Source organism: Paenibacillus sp. 7523-1 (genome assembly GCF_002276415.1).
Classification (GTDB): Bacteria; Bacillota; Bacilli; order Paenibacillales; family Paenibacillaceae; genus Paenibacillus; species Paenibacillus illinoisensis_A.
In genome coordinates, this window is the sequence record NZ_NPBR01000004.1 from 42,550 (window position 1) to 61,438 (window position 18,889).

17 protein-coding genes are annotated in these 18,889 nt (G+C 45.7%); 16 read left to right on the forward strand and 1 reads right to left on the reverse strand.

From position 1 onward, the window contains the following. Positions 1–84: 84 nt before the first annotated feature. The 15 genes from CHH60_RS02210 to CHH60_RS02280 all read left to right on the forward strand — a co-directional run bounded on the left by CHH60_RS02210 (position 85) and on the right by CHH60_RS02280 (position 16,505). Entirely contained in the window at positions 85–702 is a 618-nt protein-coding gene (locus tag CHH60_RS02210; protein ID WP_095357700.1) for a histidine phosphatase family protein, read from the forward strand. 201 nt (positions 703–903) lie between these two features. Further along, positions 904–1,533, forward strand: coding sequence for a TetR/AcrR family transcriptional regulator (locus CHH60_RS02215; protein ID WP_095357701.1), 630 nt, complete (start codon positions 904–906; stop codon positions 1,531–1,533). Between the two features lie 18 nt (positions 1,534–1,551). Then, the gene (locus CHH60_RS02220) at positions 1,552–2,061 is read left to right on the forward strand and encodes a DUF4188 domain-containing protein (protein WP_095357702.1); all 510 of its coding nucleotides are present in this window, start codon (positions 1,552–1,554) and stop codon (positions 2,059–2,061) included. A gap of 286 nt (positions 2,062–2,347) precedes the next feature. Continuing rightward, positions 2,348–2,479, forward strand: a complete 132-nt coding sequence (locus CHH60_RS02225; RefSeq protein WP_095357703.1) for a sporulation protein YjcZ — start codon at positions 2,348–2,350, stop codon at positions 2,477–2,479. 569 nt (positions 2,480–3,048) lie between these two features. After that, positions 3,049–5,670: a phosphoenolpyruvate synthase gene (ppsA, locus tag CHH60_RS02230; RefSeq protein ID WP_095357704.1), complete on the forward strand. Its 2,622-nt coding sequence runs from the start codon at positions 3,049–3,051 to the stop codon at positions 5,668–5,670. Between the two features lie 382 nt (positions 5,671–6,052). Then, positions 6,053–6,715, forward strand: coding sequence for a GntR family transcriptional regulator (locus CHH60_RS02235; protein WP_176475945.1), 663 nt, complete (start codon positions 6,053–6,055; stop codon positions 6,713–6,715). Positions 6,716–6,789: 74 nt separating this feature from the next. Beyond that, positions 6,790–8,127, forward strand: coding sequence for an ABC transporter substrate-binding protein (locus CHH60_RS02240; RefSeq protein WP_176475946.1), 1,338 nt, complete (start codon positions 6,790–6,792; stop codon positions 8,125–8,127). Positions 8,128–8,150: 23 nt separating this feature from the next. Continuing rightward, positions 8,151–9,047: a carbohydrate ABC transporter permease gene (locus CHH60_RS02245; protein WP_095357707.1), complete on the forward strand. Its 897-nt coding sequence runs from the start codon at positions 8,151–8,153 to the stop codon at positions 9,045–9,047. A 2-nt stretch (positions 9,048–9,049) separates the two neighbouring features. Then, positions 9,050–9,919 carry a carbohydrate ABC transporter permease gene (locus CHH60_RS02250; protein WP_095357708.1) on the forward strand — a complete coding sequence of 290 codons (870 nt, stop codon included), beginning with the start codon at positions 9,050–9,052 and terminating at the stop codon, positions 9,917–9,919. 34 nt (positions 9,920–9,953) lie between these two features. Next, positions 9,954–11,009, forward strand: coding sequence for a DUF6282 family protein (locus CHH60_RS02255; RefSeq protein ID WP_095357709.1), 1,056 nt, complete (start codon positions 9,954–9,956; stop codon positions 11,007–11,009). A 53-nt stretch (positions 11,010–11,062) separates the two neighbouring features. Next, the gene (allB, locus tag CHH60_RS02260; protein WP_176475947.1) at positions 11,063–12,463 is read left to right on the forward strand and encodes an allantoinase AllB; all 1,401 of its coding nucleotides are present in this window, start codon (positions 11,063–11,065) and stop codon (positions 12,461–12,463) included. A gap of 49 nt (positions 12,464–12,512) precedes the next feature. After that, positions 12,513–12,917 carry a PucR family transcriptional regulator gene (locus CHH60_RS02265; RefSeq protein ID WP_095357711.1) on the forward strand — a complete coding sequence of 135 codons (405 nt, stop codon included), beginning with the start codon at positions 12,513–12,515 and terminating at the stop codon, positions 12,915–12,917. A gap of 421 nt (positions 12,918–13,338) precedes the next feature. Next, a complete protein-coding gene (locus CHH60_RS02270) occupies positions 13,339–14,640 on the forward strand; it encodes an ABC transporter substrate-binding protein (RefSeq protein WP_095357712.1) in 1,302 nt (433 codons plus the stop codon). 314 nt (positions 14,641–14,954) lie between these two features. Then, on the forward strand, positions 14,955–15,629 hold the full coding sequence (locus CHH60_RS02275; protein WP_255247781.1) for a carbohydrate ABC transporter permease: 675 nt from the start codon (positions 14,955–14,957) through the stop codon (positions 15,627–15,629). An 18-nt stretch (positions 15,630–15,647) separates the two neighbouring features. Beyond that, a complete protein-coding gene (locus CHH60_RS02280; RefSeq protein ID WP_255247782.1) occupies positions 15,648–16,505 on the forward strand; it encodes a carbohydrate ABC transporter permease in 858 nt (285 codons plus the stop codon). Here the strand turns inward: CHH60_RS02280 and CHH60_RS02285 are convergent. Then, a complete protein-coding gene (locus CHH60_RS02285) occupies positions 16,495–17,301 on the reverse strand; it encodes a helix-turn-helix transcriptional regulator (protein WP_095357715.1) in 807 nt (268 codons plus the stop codon). The genes CHH60_RS02280 and CHH60_RS02285 overlap by 11 nt on opposite strands. A gap of 109 nt (positions 17,302–17,410) precedes the next feature. Here CHH60_RS02285 and CHH60_RS02290 point away from each other — a divergent pair, with 109 nt between their 5' ends. After that, entirely contained in the window at positions 17,411–18,832 is a 1,422-nt protein-coding gene (locus CHH60_RS02290; protein ID WP_095357716.1) for a family 43 glycosylhydrolase, read from the forward strand. Positions 18,833–18,889 lie beyond the last annotated feature (57 nt).

Genomic DNA, 18,889 nt, shown 5'->3' on the forward strand with positions numbered 1-18,889 from the left:
ATTGGTCTAAGGGGAACATTCGTTGAATAAATAGAAGCTTTCTCTTGACCAAATTACATAATACCGAGGAAAAGAGGGATACCAATGACGACGTTAGGATTGATCCGACACGGAGTAACGGATTGGAACGACGAATATCGGACACAAGGCCATTCAGATATCCCGCTCAATGAAAAGGGGCGACAACAAGCTGAACTCTTGTCCCGAAGAATTAGCACAGAACAGTGGAATTATATTTATTCTAGTGATTTGTCCAGAGCACTTGAAACAGCGGAAATCATCGGCAAATTCAAGAATATTGAAGTAAGAACCGACCCACGCTTGAGAGAAATGAACTGTGGGCTTATAGAAGGGACAACAGAACAGGAGCGTGTCAATCGATGGGGGTATGGATGGTTTAGACTGGATCTCGGCATCGAATCAGACGATGAGATTGTAAAAAGAGGAAGGGAGTTCCTTGCTGACATATCAGACAGACACCCAGACGAGAATATATTAATCGTGAGTCACGGTGCATTCCTTGGGATGACTTTGAAGAGACTTATCCCGCATATCGACATGACAGAAAGTTTAATGAATACTTCTATCACCATACTGCATACAGCACAACCTCGATGGGAATGTTCGTTGTATAATTGCACTACACATTTAAATGTAAAATCTATCGAGATTGTAAAAGAGAATATGGAAAATGAAATATAGAAGCCGTGATAAGCGGCTTTTTTTATCGGTACAATAATACAATATGCGTCCCAATGGAATAAAGATTATTTCACTAGGGCTGTACCCCTGCATCTGTGTAGCGAATGTTAGGGGTATTTAGTCTGTTTAGCCGTATTGACTAAATAAGTTAACTCGTGTTAATTTATTAACTGTAGTTAACTTTGAGGGGATGCAATCAATATGAACCATGATATCTCACTAAGGGAATTAAAAAAAGCCAAGAACAAAATTGCGCTGTATGAAGCTGGATTATCTTTAATGAAGGATCGAATGTTCAGCCAAGTCATGATTGAGGACATCTGCAAGACTGCAGAAATATCCAAGGTCACCTTTTTCAAGTTTTATCAACGTAAAGAGGATTTGCTGATTTATTTTATGCGGGTTTGGCTTACTGAACGAATGATCGAGATCGAACAGGAAGAGAAAAAAGGATTCCAGGCATTCCGCCATTTGCTGTCCAGGGTTGCTAAGGAGCACCAAGTAAGGCCGGGGATGATGCCGAGTTTGATTTCCTTTCTAGCAGAACAGAACATGCAGCCTTGTATGCCTGAACTGAGTCAAGCGGAAGTATCGCTGCTCTTTCCAGGTCACGAGGAAGCGGGGAGTCAATCGCCTAATATGTTCGTTTTATTTCAACAGTTCATGAAGGAAGAACAACAAGTGGGTAAGCTCAACCCATCTCTCACCTTGGAGCAATCTGTACAGATCTGTTTCACCATTTTCTATGGTGCGTTTCTGACGGCTCAACTGTACAATTCAGCGGATATTGGCCGCTTTTATGATACGCATCTGGGTCTGCTTGAAATATAGGAGAAGGAGCGAATAAGCATGGCTAAAGTGATTGCAGGTCGTTATACCGCACAGATGGAAGGTTCCTTCGTTGTTTTCGTGATTGGTTTTCGGATTAACAAATGGTGGGCGATACATAAATGGCTGCCTGTTATGAATTCCATGTCCCCGATGCTTCAGGAGCTGTATCGAAACAAAGAGGAGCTCGGATTCATGGATGGTTCCTATCACTTTTCAGGCCGTGGACTTACACTTATCCAATATTGGAGGAGCTTTGAACACCTGGAGCACTATGCCCGACACGGAGCTAACCACCTGAAGGCATGGAGGGATTTCAACCGCAAAGTTGGAACTGGGGGAGATGTAGGAATTTTCCACGAAACCTATCTGGTTCCTGAAGGGCAATATGAATGTGTCTACAACAATATGCCGACCTTTGGATTGGCAAAAGCGGGAGCCCACGTTCCAGCAACGGGGCGTAGAGAAACGGCAAGTCGGCGGCTTGGCCGCGAAGGAGATCCAGCTGTTCCAACACCTCCGAATCCTTAGTCTGAGCGTCTCCTGCCATTGCCGAAGCAAACAAACAAAGGGTGCAACCTAAGTTTATGCTTGCATGGTGATATCCTGTATCTAAGTAGCGTGTTTGTAGATAATGGGGTAAACATAACTGAATACAAGAATAAGGCAGCCGACATCGTGATCGGCTGTTTGTTTTTTATGAACGAACAGAAAACAAGCAAAGGCAGCGTTGCTATAAGCCCTTTTTGTATATAGCCTTGTCAAAAGATTCATTTCTGAATAATCTAACACATACCACAGAAGAGGGGGAAGAAATATGAGTTCAGTTGGATACAGCAATGATAATGTAGGAGGAATTGGTGGAGGATATGGTGGTTTTACGTCCATTGGTGCTATTCTGGTACTTTTTATTCTGTTAGTCATCATCTCCAAAGCTTTCTTGGTGTAATGATCACTGAATAAGCCGCAAGTAGTGAAGAGATAAGAACTTGTAAACCTTCAAAACTAACTGTGCCTTAAGCAAAATTGGTATGACTAGCGGAGTTTCGGTGTTTCGCCTGTAATGTAAAAAAAAGGAACTGCTAATATGGCAGTTCCTTTTTTTAAGAAGTTAGAGGTAGGGTCAATACAGGAGTTGGAGAGAAATCTCCTAGTTCTGTTATGAGCATTTGTTTAATAGATTCATTTATACTTTTCCTGGCCATCTATTCTCTATACATAAGAAAGTTATTCAGACTGTTTACGTAAAAAGAGATGCCCCCATAAAAACAAAGGTCATCTCTTTTTAGCAAAAAAATAATTGAACACAAAAAAACGCTATGATATAATCGATAAACGTCATTGATTTCAATCAAAAAAAGTATGTACGTATTATTATTCCTATATTTATAGTACATCTTTTAATTTGATTTGTCAATGCTATTTTTTTGAAAGGTGGGGAAAGGTGGTATTTGAGGGGAAAAGGACTGAAGCGATCATATTTGTTTTTCACATTTTAACGGATAGAGGAGAGGTTGAATGAATTCACTGGTTCTCGATTTTCAAGAAATAGATCACACTCAGCTTTGGCTGGTTGGTGGAAAAGGGCTGCACTTAGGGTTGTTATCCAAATTGGAAGGGATTCATGTGCCTGAAGGGTTTTGTGTCACAACGGTGGGATACCAAACAGCGATCAAACAGAATAAAATGGTTCATGCATTGTTGGATCAGCTGTCTGAGCTTAAGGTAGAAGATCGAGAACGTGTTAATAAAATCCGTGAGGAGATCCAACAGGCCATCTTGGAAGCAGTCATTCCTTCCGATGTTGTGAAAGCAGTCGTCCAATCTCTCTCTCGCTTTGGTGAGGATCATGCCTATGCGGTGCGCTCAAGTGCAACTGCTGAAGACTTGCCCCATGCTTCTTTTGCTGGTCAACAAGACACGTATTTAAATATTATCGGCACTGAGGCCATCTTGGAACATATCCGTAAATGCTGGGCTTCTCTATTTACAGAACGCGCGGTAATTTACCGGATGCAGAATGGATTTGACCACAGGCAGGTTTATTTATCTGTTGTGGTTCAAAAAATGGTGTTCCCGCAGGCATCAGGGATATTATTTACTGCGGATCCGATCACTTGCAATCGGAAGTTGATCTCAATCGATGCCAGTTTCGGACTCGGAGAGGCGCTTGTTTCCGGCCTAGTGTCTGCTGATGGTTACCAAGTTAAGGATGGGGGAATCGTCAGCAAGCGAATTGAGACCAAAAAACTTGCGATTTATGGACGGAAGGAAGGCGGAACAGAAACCAAGCAGCTCCAGCTTGAGCAGCAACAGAAGCAAACACTTACGGATTCACAGATTTTACAACTCGCTCGTTTGGGTAGACAGCTCGAAGAACATTTCGGATGCCCCCAAGACATCGAATGGTGCATGGACGAGGATACATTTTACATCGTTCAGAGCCGACCCATTACCACTTTATATCCAATTCCTGAAGCACAAGATGAGGAAAATCACGTGTATGTATCTGTTGGTCATCAGCAAATGATGACAGATCCAATCAAACCATTGGGAATGTCCATCTGGAAGCTAACGGGCAACCCCTCCATGTTTAAAATGGGGGGTGGAAGGTTGTTTGTCGATATTACCAAGGGTCTGTCTACCTCGGCGGGCAGGCAGAATTTGCTGGGTGTCTTGGGACACTCCGATCCGCTTATAAAAGATGCACTAATGACCATTATAGAGCGGGGAGATTTTATCCCACTGGACCCGAATGAACAAAGCGAACAGGGACCTATAAAAAGCCATAAGGGCATGTCTCCTGCGGATATTTTAGAAGAGGCAGGAAGCGATCCAGCCATTGTGGCTGCGTTGATACAGAGTAGTGAGACCTCGGTATCTGAGTTGAAACATACGCTGCAAACGAAAGCAGGATTGGACGTATTTGATTGCATTCTGGAAGATATGCAGCAGCGGAAGAAGCGTTCTTCCGACTCGAAAAATTTGAGTGTGATCATGGCTGCTTTTCACGCATCCGCATGGATTAATGAAAAAATGGATGACTGGTTAGGTGAGAAAAACGCTGCAGACACACTTTCCTTGTCTGTACCTCATAACATTACTTCAGAAATGGGTATGGAGCTGCTGGATGTTGCCGATGTGATTCGTCCCTATCCGGAAATCATTGAGTATTTACAACAAGTAAGAGATGACCATTTTATGGATAAATTGGTTCAATTCGAAGGCGGCCAGCAAGCATATGAAGCTATTTCTGCTTTTCTCAATAAATATGGAATGCGATGTGCCGGGGAGATCGATATTACACGGACTCGATGGAGTGAAAAACCGAGTGTGCTGATACCCATGATCCTCAGTAATATCAAGAACCTTGAGCCTGGAGCCAGCAAACGGAAATTTGAACAAGGACGACAGGAAGCTTTGTCAAAAGAACAGGACATATTAGCTCGTTTGAAGCAATTACCTGGCGGCGAACAGAAAGCTAGAGAAACAAAACAAATGATTGACCTGATCCGTAATTTCATCGGTTATCGTGAATATCCGAAATACGACATTGTTAGTCGTTACTTCGTTTATAAGCAGGCTTTGCTGAAGGAAGCGGAACAACTCGTCCAAGCCCATGTAATTCGTGATAAGGAGGATATATACTATCTTTCATTTGAAGAACTGCAGGAAGCCGTACGCACGATGAAATTGGATTACGAGGTCATTGACAGACGGAAAAATGATTACAAGTTGTATGGAAAACTAACTCCGCCACGGGTGATCACGTCGGATGGCGAAATTATTACAGGCAAGTACAGACGTGGGGACCTTCCTGCTGAAGCTGTTGTCGGTCTCGCTGTATCTTCAGGCGTGATCGAAGGGCGGGCGCGTGTCATTCTGAATATGGAGGAGGCGGATCTGGAAGATGGAGATATACTTGTGACCACTTTTACTGATCCCAGCTGGACTCCATTGTTTTTATCCATAAAAGGCTTGGTTACGGAGGTGGGTGGACTGATGACTCATGGGGCTGTTATCGCACGTGAATATGGTTTGCCTGCCGTTGTTGGAGTGGAGAATGCGACTAAATTGATAAAAGATGGACAACGAATTCGTTTACACGGAACTGAAGGGTATATCGAATTGCTGTCGTAAATAGATAAACAACTCAGAATGAACTGCCTTACAGATGCAGTATCGTTATATGTGAGACAAGAATACAATCCCGATGAAAGTCGCTATTTTATAGCGGCTTTTTTATTTTTATCTATACAATTTCTAGTTAAGTACCGTGGAATTACACATTAACAAATGTCTACATGAATGAATACATATCATAATTATGTTAGGTATTAACTTATATATGGTGTGTAAATGAATAAACAGGAATGTTGGTAGGTTTTATTGTGCATTTTTCCGAAATAAGGTTACATATATTGACGTTCGATAGGACTAAAACTATCATAATATTCAATTAAGAGTTCATTCATTCTTAATTTAGTAGGTAACCCTAAGAAGAGATGGAGTGATGAAGTATATGACTAAAGGAAAGGAGAGGGAAATCTACCGGGACATCAAACTGGCGATCACACAGCACAAGCTGCTGCCGAACTCCCAACTGGTGGAGGATGCACTGGCCGAGGCTTTTGAGGTCAGCCGCACTCCAATCCGAAACGTGCTGAGAAGGCTCGAAATGGAGAAGCTGGTCACGGTTATACCTTACCGGGGAGCTTTTGTCTCTTGTCCTAGTGTTGATGAAGCAAGAGAAGTTTTTGAAATGCGTAGGGTTATCGAAACCTCAATGGTCCGAAAGTTATGCGCAACCGTGAAGCCGGAGCAGTTATTCCCTATCGAGACTCTGATCCGGGAGGAGCATCAGGCTAGCCATGAAGGCGATATCGTTGGCGCATTGGATGTCACGGTTGATATACACCTTAAGCTGGCTGAACTATCGGATAACTATTACTACTATCATTTTCTCGAGGAGTTGATCTCGCTCACCTCTGTCATCATCGCCTTGTATGGGACGGATCAGAGCTTCTGCCATGATCATGTAGACTTGCTAGCGGCGATTCAGCAGCAAGATGGTGAGCAGGCAGCTCGCATTATGACAGAGCATCTCTGGCAAATCGAACGTTCGTTAAATTTTACAGAAACGGCGCCCAATGTCCTGAATTTTAAAGAGATCTTTCAAAAGTGATTTTTTTTGGATAGGATTGTATCCAATTTTGGATTCTAAATTACCTGAAAATGCATCCAAAGGAGTGGAGAGATTTGAACAAACGGTCATTCATGCTGGGGTTAATGGTGGTGGCATCGTCTGTGCTTAGTGCTTGCGGCAGTGGAGAGAACGAGGAATCAGCAGCTGAAAGTGGCAATACCATTACGATATCGCTCATGCACAGGTATCAGGAATCCAATATCGGCAAAAGTCCGGAAGATACTGCAGTACTTGATGGACTGAAGCGGTTCAGGGAGGATTATCCGGATATCGAGATCATAGAGGAGCAGCTTCAGAACGAGGACTATTCCATTAAGGCTCAGGCACTGGCCGCGGCTGACGATATGCCTGACGTATTCATCGTACCCGGCTCATGGATGACCAATTTTGTGGACAACGAAATCGTACGCCCTCTGGACAAGGAATTGGACAAGCGCCTTGAATGGCGAGACGGTTACCGTGCTGGAACACTGGATGCCGGAACCCGTGAAGGCCAAATTTACGGGATACCCATTGCAGCAGGGCCTACGCATCTGATCTACTATAATGCTGATATGTTCGAAAGCATCGGCTACGACCAGTTTCCCGTGAGCTGGCCTGATCTGATGGATGCCGGAGACAAACTGGCCGAAAAAGGCATTAACCTGTTCTCATACGGAGACAAGTCCAAAGGATATGCCATGTCCAGCTGGATCAGTGCGTTGACTGATCGGATCAACGGCCCGGAATGGACCGAGTCCATTTTGAACGGTGATGGTGCCAAATTTACCGATGAAGGTTTCATACAGGGAATTGGCATCATGAGTGAGCTGGCGAAAGCCGGTTATCTGAATAAGGACCTGAATTCTGTCGACAACGACACCATGGTTAACTATTACTTTGAAGGTCGATCGGCTGCCTTTGTCAGCGGAATCTGGTCAGCAATGAATATCGTAAACAATGCGCCGGATGGGATTAAGGCGAGTACACGAGTTGCCGTCTTTCCGGGCGTCGAAAACGGACTTGGCAATCCGCTCAGTTCTTCCGGGGGCGCCGGTGTCTATTATAGCGTTAACTCTGCGTTAGAAGCCGGAGAAAAGTTAGACGCCATCATGACGATGCTAGAATATATGACCGGTTCGGATAGCGCCAAGCTAATGGCAGAAGTCGGAGGATTCCCAGCCTATGATCCCGGAGACTTCGATACTGGGAAGCTGCATCCGGTAGCCCTGGCTGCTTACAAGGCCAGCGCGGCAGCTGACGCAACTAAAATCTTTGACCTCTGGTTTGATGCTTCGATCGTAGAAGTGCTAAATACGGGGATTCAAGGTGTAATGGCTGGTTCCAGAACACCCGAGCAGCTGGCTGAGGAAACTCAACAAGCCTATGAGACTTTTTTAAATCAACCCTAACTTATTATTGAAGGAGTGAGAACATGGGCAAGGCGCTGCGACCGAGAGGCTGGGTGCTTGTGGCATATCTGCTTCCGGGTCTTCTTATCTATTCATTTGTCGTGCTGGTTCCCATACTTGCTGCTCTTCGAGACAGCTTCTACTCCTGGACAGGAGGTCCCAAAAAAACGTATATCGGCACGGGAAACTACAAGGAAATTCTTCAGGATGATGTGTTCTGGCATTCCTTTCTGAACAATGTGCTGATGACAGCTTATGGCTTGATTGGACAAGTAGGGTTCGGTTTTGTTTTTGCCCTGCTGCTGATGTCCAAGATGGTAAAACTGAAAGGGCTGCATCGGACAATGAGCTATTTCCCCTCTACGCTTGCCCCGGTAATTATCGCTTTTCTATGGATGCTGGTCTACAACTATAACTACGGTTTACTTAATGCCGGACTAACCAAGCTTGGCCTGGGTGCATTGGTGCAATCCTGGCTGGATCTGACAGGACCAATCGTTCTGCTGGCCTCCATACCTCTGTCTTGGCAAAACATCGGGTTCTTCACACTGCTTATGCTCGCAGGGCTATCGACAATCAATAAGGAAGTTCTGGAGGTTGCTGAACTGGATGGAGCAACAGGAGTTCGCAAAGCCTGGTATATCATCATTCCTTTGGCCAAACCTACCCTGGTCGTTGCTTCACTGCTCTGTATTGCCAACAATATGCGCGGGTTCGAGCATATCTACGCACTGACCGGAGGCGGTCCGGGCAACTCTTCTTCGGTGATGGCGCTATACGCGTATGAAACGTCTTTCCTGCGTTTCCGGTATGGATATGGTTCTGCGCTCGCCATAGCCATCATTACGCTCACTATGCTTATGATCCTGCTATCCACACTTTTACTCCAGCGCCGTAATCACTCCAAGGGAGGTGCGTAAAAATGGAGTTACAACTGGAACTACAATCGCAGCGCAGTCCCCGTCGGTTCCTTCCCAATCCAGCCAAGCTGGCCGTGAACGCCTTGCTGCTGCTCTTTACCGCCAGCTGTATCATACCGCTGCTCTGGATCGGTTATTCATCATTGAAAACACAAGCAGAATTCGCCAACAATATTCTTAGTTTGCCAAGTGCACCGCAGTTTAGTAATTATTGGGAAGCGATTAAGCTGACGAATATGCTGCAGCTATCGTGGAACAGTGCGAGGGTCACCTTCCTGTCCGTCATTGGCATTACAGCAATTGCATATGTAACTGGCTATATCACGGCCCGGCTGGACTTCAAGGGGAAGAGAGCAATGATCTTTTATTACCTTTTCGGTATGCTGGTACCCATTCACGCTCTACTTGTTCCCATCTACCTGTTATTTAAAAATTGGGGGTTGGCAGATCAATGGTATACGCTCATCATCCCTTATATTGCCTTTAACCTGTCTTTACCAATTATGTTGGTCAGCAGCTACGTGATGGGCATTCCAAGAGAAATTGAGGAAGCAGCAGCAATCGACGGTCTTAGCTTCAGTGGAACCATGTACCGTATCATCCTGCCGATAGCCGTACCTGTACTGACAACGGTCGCAATTCTACAATTTTTCTCCTGTTGGAATGAATTTTCATTTGCTCTCGTCCTGCTGAATGATGAGTCGCTGCGCACGGTTCCGCTCGGGATGTCCTATTTTAAGTCCCAGCACAGCACCAACTATCCACAGCTTATGGCCGGAATGATATTATCGATGCTGCCTGTCACGATTATTTATTTTGTATTCAGTTCACGGATTATTGCCGGCGTTATGGCGGGAGCTATTAAGGGATAATCACTAAAAATTCATCGTTCACGGAGGGATTACTATGCTTACTTTTGATTCCAATCAAGAACAACCACAGAAACGGACACCAGATCGTACCAGATGGAATGAATCCTTTTATCGGAGGTCAATGGAACTGCCAGATGAGCTTCTGATTGGTGCCATTGATAGTCATGTACATGCAGGGCCAGTGTTGAACTCTAACCCTGGGCATCTGGACCCGATTCAGGTAGCGCAAGAAGCTGCAGCTGCAGGCATGAGGAGTATTGTGTACTATGATGTATTCGGCTGGGCCTCAGGGATGGCCTGGGTAGTGAACCGTCATGTACCGGACATTCACACGTATGGGGGTTATTTGATGAACTCCTGCCATGCCGGTATGAATCCGCGTTCCGTAAAAACCGCACTACATCTGGAAGAGGGCTGCCGCTTCATCAGCTTCGGTTCACATTGTACACGCCATTCAGCTGAGCGTGAGTCCACACTGATCGATGGCAAGCTTGTTCCGTTTAAGGATGCCTATCCGAAATTTGTGGAGAAAGAGCTGTCTGTGGCGACGTCGATACCGCTGGAAGGTCCTGTTCCGGAAGCGCTGGATGAGATCTTAAGCATGGTGGCAGAACATCCGGAGGTCTATCTGAATACGGGTCATGTATCTGTGCCGGAAGCGCTCCGTCTGCTGGACCTTGCAGAACAATACGGCATAGCAAAGGTGTTAATCGCTCATCCCGTCCGCGGACAAATGACAATCGAAGAGCAAAAATCTGCTGCAGCCAGGGGTGCTTTTTTAGAAGCATGCCTTGTGGATTGGCTGTATCCTGATGTCCCCCGGACCCATTACTATGTAGAACGAGAGTACATGGATATGGGAGCTGAACTCGGCAGATTCTCGAATGCGACAAAATGGATGAATACCATCCGTGAAGTGGGAATCGATCAGTTCGTTCTTGGTACGGACTATGGGATCCGTGCGGCCTCAACGCCTGTGCAAGGGATGAGAACAATGATTGCCAGCATGCTCGATTATCAATTCTCTCCGGATGATATTTACCGGATGGTAGCGACAAATCCGGCAAGGCTTATCGGCATGAACACATAGAAGATTGCTGGTGTGCTGTTACAACCTTACGTATGGATAAGGAGGAGCGGAGCATGAAATCCGCAACATCGCATGATCTAGTCATTACAGGCGGAACGATCGTTACGGAAGCAGCCGTTGAGCGAAAGGATATCGGTATTAGGAATGGATTGATTGCTGAAATCGCAGATAACATGGATCCTTCGGGGGCCCAAATCATTAATGCACATGGATTGACCGTGATGCCTGGTGTCATCGACACTCATGTACATTTTAATGAGCCGGGTCTGGAATCCTGGGAAGGATTCCAGACGGGTTCCGCTGCTCTGGCTGCCGGAGGAGGAACGTGCTTTCTGGATATGCCGCTCAATGCTGTTCCTCCTACAATTACAGTTCGTGCACTTCAGCAAAAAAGAGACCGCGCGGCAGGTAAAACGTATGCGGACTATGGATTTTGGGGCGGACTTATGCCTGGTTATCTTCAGGAGCTGCCGCTGTTGGCAGACGCCGGAGTCATCGGTTTCAAAGCCTTCATGTCTTCTCCGGGGGACAAGGACAAGGACGGATTTCGTCGGTCAGACGACGAAACCCTTAGAGAAGGGATGAGAATGATTGCGGAGACAGGCAAGCTGCTGGCACTCCATGCTGAACATGAGCCTACTATTGCAAGACTCACTCGTGAAGCCCGCAGATTGGGGAGGTTTGACCCGGCGAGCTATACAGCTTCACGTCCGATAGAGGCAGAGGTGGAAGCAGTGGAAACGGCGCTGCGTTATGCAGCCGAGAGCGGATGCCGATTGCATTTTGTCCACATTAGCAGTGAATCTGCTGCAAAACGAATCCGTGAAGCCCGGCTAGCAGGAGTCGATGTAACCCTGGAGACTTGTCCGCACTATCTATGTCTGACCGATAATGATTTTGCAGTCATGGGTGCTGTAGCGAAATGTGCACCTCCACTGCGTAATGCGGAAGAACAGGGGAAGCTATGGGACAGGTTACAGGGAGGCTGGTTCGACTTTTTATCTTCGGATCATTCACCCTGCCCAGCCGGCATGAAGACAGGGGATGATATGTTTGAAACGTGGGGCGGCATTGCTGGTGTACAGAGCACGTTGGAGTTGATGCTGGATGAAGGATATTTGAAAAGGGGAGTTCCTCTTCCAATGCTGGCGCGTCTGTTGTCTGGTGCCCCAGCCGAACGATTCGGACTGGATCAGGCGAAGGGACGCATTGCATTGAACTGCGATGCCGACCTGGCCCTGGTTGACCTAAATGCTCCCTATAGACTTAAAGCATCAGACCTCTATCAGAAGCATCGTCATTCCCCTTACATTGGCCGCAGCTTTGGCTGTAAAGTTAAGATGACACTGCTGCGAGGCCAGTTGACGTATAGTGAAGGTTCGCCATTTCCTAACCGGGGTACCGGGAGGGAATTCAGTATCGTCTGCCCGGGAGAGGTGAACATAAGTAGCTAGTCATGCTTGATCTTGAAAAGAGTACGTCCCATTTCAAGGAGGGAAAGCAATGACCGCAAAAGCTGGTAGATTGTCTGCCGTTCAGGAAGATCTTCTCCGATTGGTTCAAGATATTCCACGAGAGCAGATGCAACAATATGTCGACCGCTATATTGGCAGCCTGCTTACAGTAGAAGGTTATGACCCTGAGCTTCTACAGACACTGGAAACGTACGCAATTTGTAATGGCCACATCAATGAAATGTCCTCCAGGTTGTACATTCACCGCAATACAGCGGCTTACCGGCTGGAGAAGTTGGAACGGCTCATAGGTATTCCGCTTAAAGAAACCGAAAACCTGTTGCTGCTAAATTTGGTGTTCCTGTTCCGCCGCCTGCTTGATGAAGAAAAAGCCAATGCGTCTGCCAATGGCCTTCTTACTCTGGACTATCGAAGCCATTATCGCACATCATAATTCCAATAAGAAAGGTGAAAGAATAGAAAGAGAAAAGGCGACTCTAACCGTTTTGAACAGCGGAGATCAGAGTCGTCTTTTTTGGCATTCATTGAATTGAAACCCTGGATTTCAAATTCAGAATATGATTATTCATCAATAATTCTTAAGGATATGTCATTGTATCAAGCACGAAGAAACCTTACTTTTAAATAACGATGGAAACGCTAACAAGGCAGAAAGAGTGGTGTTTTAATATGTGCTAACTGTAATTTCACCTTGCAATGTAATGACAAATTCAGGTTGGGAAGGTTGTAGATCCTCGGCGTTACATGAGGATAGATTAGTATTTCCTTTTTATTCGATTGCCACTTGAGAACCTAAATTCATTCATCGGGTTACGACACCAGTCGCTCGCCTAAGTATAAAAAGGAGGATATATATGAGAAAATTTGCAATCATTCTGCTTATCGGAATATTCGTGACAGTGATCACCGCCTGCTCAGCAAACAGTGATCAGGCAGCGGAAAATTCATCGGGTAATGGAGAAATTTCCGGTGACCTTACCGTATTTGGGTGGGGCGGCGGCGAGGAGCTCCAGTCTCGAAAGGAAGCCACCAAAATTTTCAAAAAATTGTATCCAAAAGTGAAGGTACATGAAGTTTGGCTCCCGGCAGATAACATTGATGTCAAGCTCGATGCAGCTCTGGCTGCTGGAAATGCCGGTGATGTGATCATGATGTCTCCAGACTGGAAAGGGTTGAGATCCAAATGGTTCGAAGATTTAAACCCTTATATTGAGAAGGATCAACTGGACCTCGAGACTTTGTTAACAAAGGGGGTTGATGGGGGATATGTCGATGCGGACGGAAAACGCGAAGGGATGCCAACAACCGCTTCTGATTTTATGATTGCTTATAATAAAGACATTTTTGACAAGGCGGGGCTCCCGTATCCAACGAATGACTGGACTTGGGATGATTTTTCGGCAACAGCCAAACAGGTCTCCTCGGGTGAAGGTGCCAATCGGGTCTATGGCATTGTGTCCCACTGGATCTTGCAGAGCTTCGCTCCTTTTATATACGGCGGGATGCCATATAACGAGGATTGGAGCAAACAGACTCTGGATGATCCCAATACCCTGAAGGGGTACCAGTTGTTCGGAGACCTAGTGAATGCAAAAGCAATGCCAGATGATGCAGCCGCCAAGAGCATGCCTATGGACCAAATGTTCGCTGCAGGTAGAGCTGCGATGTATCCGCTAGGTGTATTTGAAGCTTCGACGATCGCCAAAAATGTCGGTTCCAATTTTCAATGGGGTATCGTGATGCCTCCAAAAGATCCATCCGGTAAAACCGTCAACATTAAATTCCAGACAGGCTTCGCCATGAACAAGGACTCCAAAAATAAGGAAGCAGCGTGGGCTTATATTAAAACGGTCTCCCTGAATAAAGAGGTCGGAGATCTGTACAGTAAGGTAAATCTTCCTGCGGCAAAAGAATCAGCGGACAGTACTTTTGCCAATTTGAAAATTGAAGGCACAGATATCTCCATGGTGGATTTCGTAACAGGGTTGCAGGATGCTATAACTTTCCCGTGGGGTGGCTCCATTGCAAAGGCGGGGGACCTCTATGAGCAAACCTGGCAGCAGGTCACCGTTCAAGGGAAATCCGCAGAGGAAGCGGCCAAAGCCTATACATCCCAAATTCAGTCCGCTCTCGACTCCATTCATCAGAGTAAATAAACGAATAATGATCACCTGGTTACAACGAGGGGGAGCGATCTTCCCCCTTTTATCCTAAACCGGTCTCAATAGGAGGCAGCTTTGGAGGCGAAAGAATGAAGGCGCGAAACAACCGCATTGCAAACAGGGAGGAGAAACAATTCTTCCTTTTTATCTCGCCATGGCTTTTAGGTTTTCTAATATTCACCTTGTATCCAATGGGTTATTCTATCTTTTTGGTTTTCACCGATATGGATATGACCGGCTCAGGCCAATTTGTCGGCTTAGATAATATCATCAGGGCCTTTACACAGGATCCACTTTTTTACCGTTCTTTGTTAAACACATTATATTTTGTGTTGGTTTCTGTTCCGGCCAGTTTACTCATGTCGTTTCTGATTGCTCTTCTGCTCAATCAAAAAATAAAGGGAGTTGGTTTTTTCAGGACCAGCTTCTATATCCCGTATATCACATCAGGGGTTGCGGTTACCTTGCTTTGGGGCTGGATTTTTAATGCCCAGTTTGGCTTTATCAATTATTTCCTTTCTCTATTCGGTATTACCGGTCCTAACTGGTTAAGCGATACGAAATGGGCGATGCCGGCGATTATTATTATGGGGATCTGGACCATCGGGAATTCCATCATCATTACACTGGCGGGGCTGCAGGATATTCCGGAAGCCTTGTATGAGAGTGCAGAGATTGATGGAGCGAGCAGTTTAGTTAAAATTACGCAGATTACCCTGCCGCTGATCACGCCAACGCTTTATTTTAATCTGATTATGGGGATCATTGGTGGTTTCCAAATCTTTATGCAGCCTTACATTCTGACCGAGGGTGGCCCCAGCTACTCCACCTACACGTACATGATGCATATTTATAACAGCGGATTTAAATACAACGAGATGGGTTATGCATCAACGCTGGCCTGGTTATTGTTCGTCGTTATTATGATCATCACGCTAATCGTAAACCGGACTTCCCGACACTGGGTTTATTACGATAACTAAAATTTGGGAGGTGCAACCATGGAGGCTTATTACAAAAGTAAAAAAAACAGCGGCCGGATTAAAGTCAGCCTGAGTTATGTGATATTGACGATCATTGCAGTCGTGTTTATCTTTCCGTTTATATGGATGCTTTCAACCGCCTTTAAAATCCCTTCGGAAGCCTATACGCTGCCTCCCAAAATCATCCCGGAAACGTTTACTTGGGATAACTTCATTCAGGGCTGGCAATACGCGGATTTCACCCGTTATACATGGAATACCTTAATCGTAACAGGACTTGCGACGATTGGAACGGTTCTTTCTGCCTCATTCGTAGCCTATGGCTTTGCGCGGTTTAAATCTCGATACAGCGGATTGTTATTTACGCTCGTGCTTGCTACCATGATGCTCCCCAGTCAGGTCACTCTCGTTCCTACTTACCTCTTGTTCACCAAGCTTGGTTGGCTCGATACCTTGATGCCTCTTATCGTTCCGTCCTTTTTTGGGGGAGGTGCGTTTAACATTTTCCTGCTGCGGCAATTTTTCAAAACGATTCCGAAAGATTTGGATGAAGCCGCATATATTGACGGTGCCAATGCATTCCAGATTTATTACAAAATCCTGCTGCCTGCAATCAAACCGGCTTTGATTACGGTCGGTCTCATGTCGATAACCTTTCACTGGAATGATTACATGTCTCCGCTGATTTATCTGAACAGCGATCAGAATTTCACACTCGCTATCGGTTTGCAGTTCTTCCAGAATTCTTTTGGCTCCTCGCAAATACAGATGCTGATGGCCGTTTCATTAATTACCGTTATTCCTGTGCTGATCCTCTTCTTCATCGGACAGAGATATTTTATTCAGGGGATTACCATGACCGGAATCAAAGGATGACCTTTTCGGAATCTGCTGGGCCGGGAGTTAAGTTACTCGCGCGTTTGTGGAATTTCTTGGGTGATGAACCTGTCATTTGTTTGAACTGTCTGCAAAAATGCTCCACATTGCGGTAACCGCACCGGTCTGCAATCTCCGCAACCGTATACTGATCATGCCTGAGATATTCTTTGGCTAGGCGAATCCGGCTGTGAATAACATCATCCATACACGAGAGGCCAAACAATTTTTTGTAAATCAACTGCAGGTATCCCGGACTGATGCTAATAATTTTAGCCATTTCCGATATGGTCCAGGGGTGGCTTGGATTGTTATGAATGGCCGCACGCAGCTTTAAAAGGTTGTAGTGCTGAGGACTAATTTCCTCTTGAAAGTAAGACTCCAGCAGTTTGTTGAACAGGGTTCGGAGCAGACAATCAATGGAGGATTCTCTGTAATCCTTATTGAATGAATTCTCTACGACGAGCAGCTGGAACAGCTTGTGGCAATATTCAGGATCATCCAAAGGAAAAGGCTTGCCATAGGGAAGCGAAGTTTCGGTTACGTAAGGTTCATCGCTTGCAAAGCGGATCCAGTCATTAATATATTTCCCTGCGGAAGCCCGATAGTAAATTTTTTGATGGGGCTCGAAAAGAACAGCACAATGAGGAGGGTATTCCTTGAGTTTTCCATCTACCCAGAACTGAGCGGGAGTCTTTGTAATGACCAAAAGCCAGCAGGGATGTCCTTGGGGAATATCAAAAACAAAATTGCTATGATGTGCTGCGTCATTTTCAACGTAAAATATATTTGTCATTGATTTTCACCTATATCATGTAAGTTTGTTAGATGGACTATTTTTCTATTATACCGAATTCATTTTCGATTCATATTGCTTAATTACTTTGACGAGGAGTGTAGCTTTTATGAAAAAACAGGGGTTAAATCCATATCTCCCATCCTGGGAGTACGTCCCTGACGGTGAGCCTTATGTATTTGAGAATAGAGTTTATGTGTACGGTTCGCATGACCGGTTTAACGGACATGTCTTTTGTCTAAACGACTACGTATGTTGGTCGGCGCCTGTGGACGACCTCGGGAATTGGCGCAATGAAGGCGTAATCTACCAAAAGGCAGATGATCCGCTTAATCCGGGCGGCAGTATGTGCCTTTACGCCCCAGACGTTACGCTTGGTGCTGACGGACGATATTATCTTTATTATGTGCTGGATAAAGTGCCGGTTGTTTCTGTGGCTGTATGCGATACACCTGCAGGCAAATTTGAATTCTACGGATACGTGAAATATGCGGATGGCACCAGGCTGGGGGAAAGGGAAGGGGACGAGCCCCAATTTGATCCAGGCGTGCTGACCGAAGGAGAGCGTACATATCTGTATACCGGATTCTGTGCGCCCGGAGACCGATCGAGACACGGTGCGATGGCAACGGTGCTTGGTCCCGACATGCTCACGATTGTGGATGAGCCCGTATTCATAGCGCCGAGTCAGCCATACAGCGAAGGCAGCGGATTCGAAGGACATGAATTTTTCGAGGCTCCTTCCATCCGGAAAAGAGGGGAAACCTACTACTTGGTTTACTCCTCCATTGTCATGCATGAATTATGTTATGCTACCAGTAAATTTCCTAACAAAGGGTTTGAATATCAGGGTGTAATCATAAGCAACTGCGATCTACATATTGACTCCTATAAACCAGCTGACAAGCCGATGTATTATGGCGGGAACAATCACGGCAGCATCGTTGAGATCCATGAAGACTGGTACATTTTCTATCACCGCCATACCAATGGGGACGCATTTAACCGTCAGGGCTGCATTGAACGTATCTCTTTTGACGAGCATGGATTGATATCTCAGGTCGAAATGACTTCCTGCGGCGTGAATAGGGGCCCTCTTGTAGGAAAAGGGGAATATCCCGCTTACCTTGCATGTAATCTTTTTGCAAAAGATGATCAAATGTATACCGGTGGTTTTGGAGGGGGCGCTTGGCTGGACAGCCGCTTTCCGAAGATTACCCAGGATGGACGAGACGGTGATGAAGAGGTCGGATATATTGCCAATATGGTGGATTCAGCCACAGCAGGTTTTAAATATTTCAATTGTGATGGGATTCGCCAGGTCACGGTGAAGGTCCGCGGATATTGCAATGGAGAATTTGAGATTAAAACCGCATGGGACGGTCCTGTACTGGGAACGATTCCGGTCCATTTTACAAATGAATGGAAAAAATATACGGCTGACATTACCGTTCCAGACGGCAAGCAGGCTTTGTATTTGACTTACAGGGGAGCAGGAGGCGCGAGCCTGGCTTCTTTTACATTAGCATAACGGATACCACAGATGGATTGAAACATCGTTAAGACAAGGCAAAGCAGCTGCTGGTAA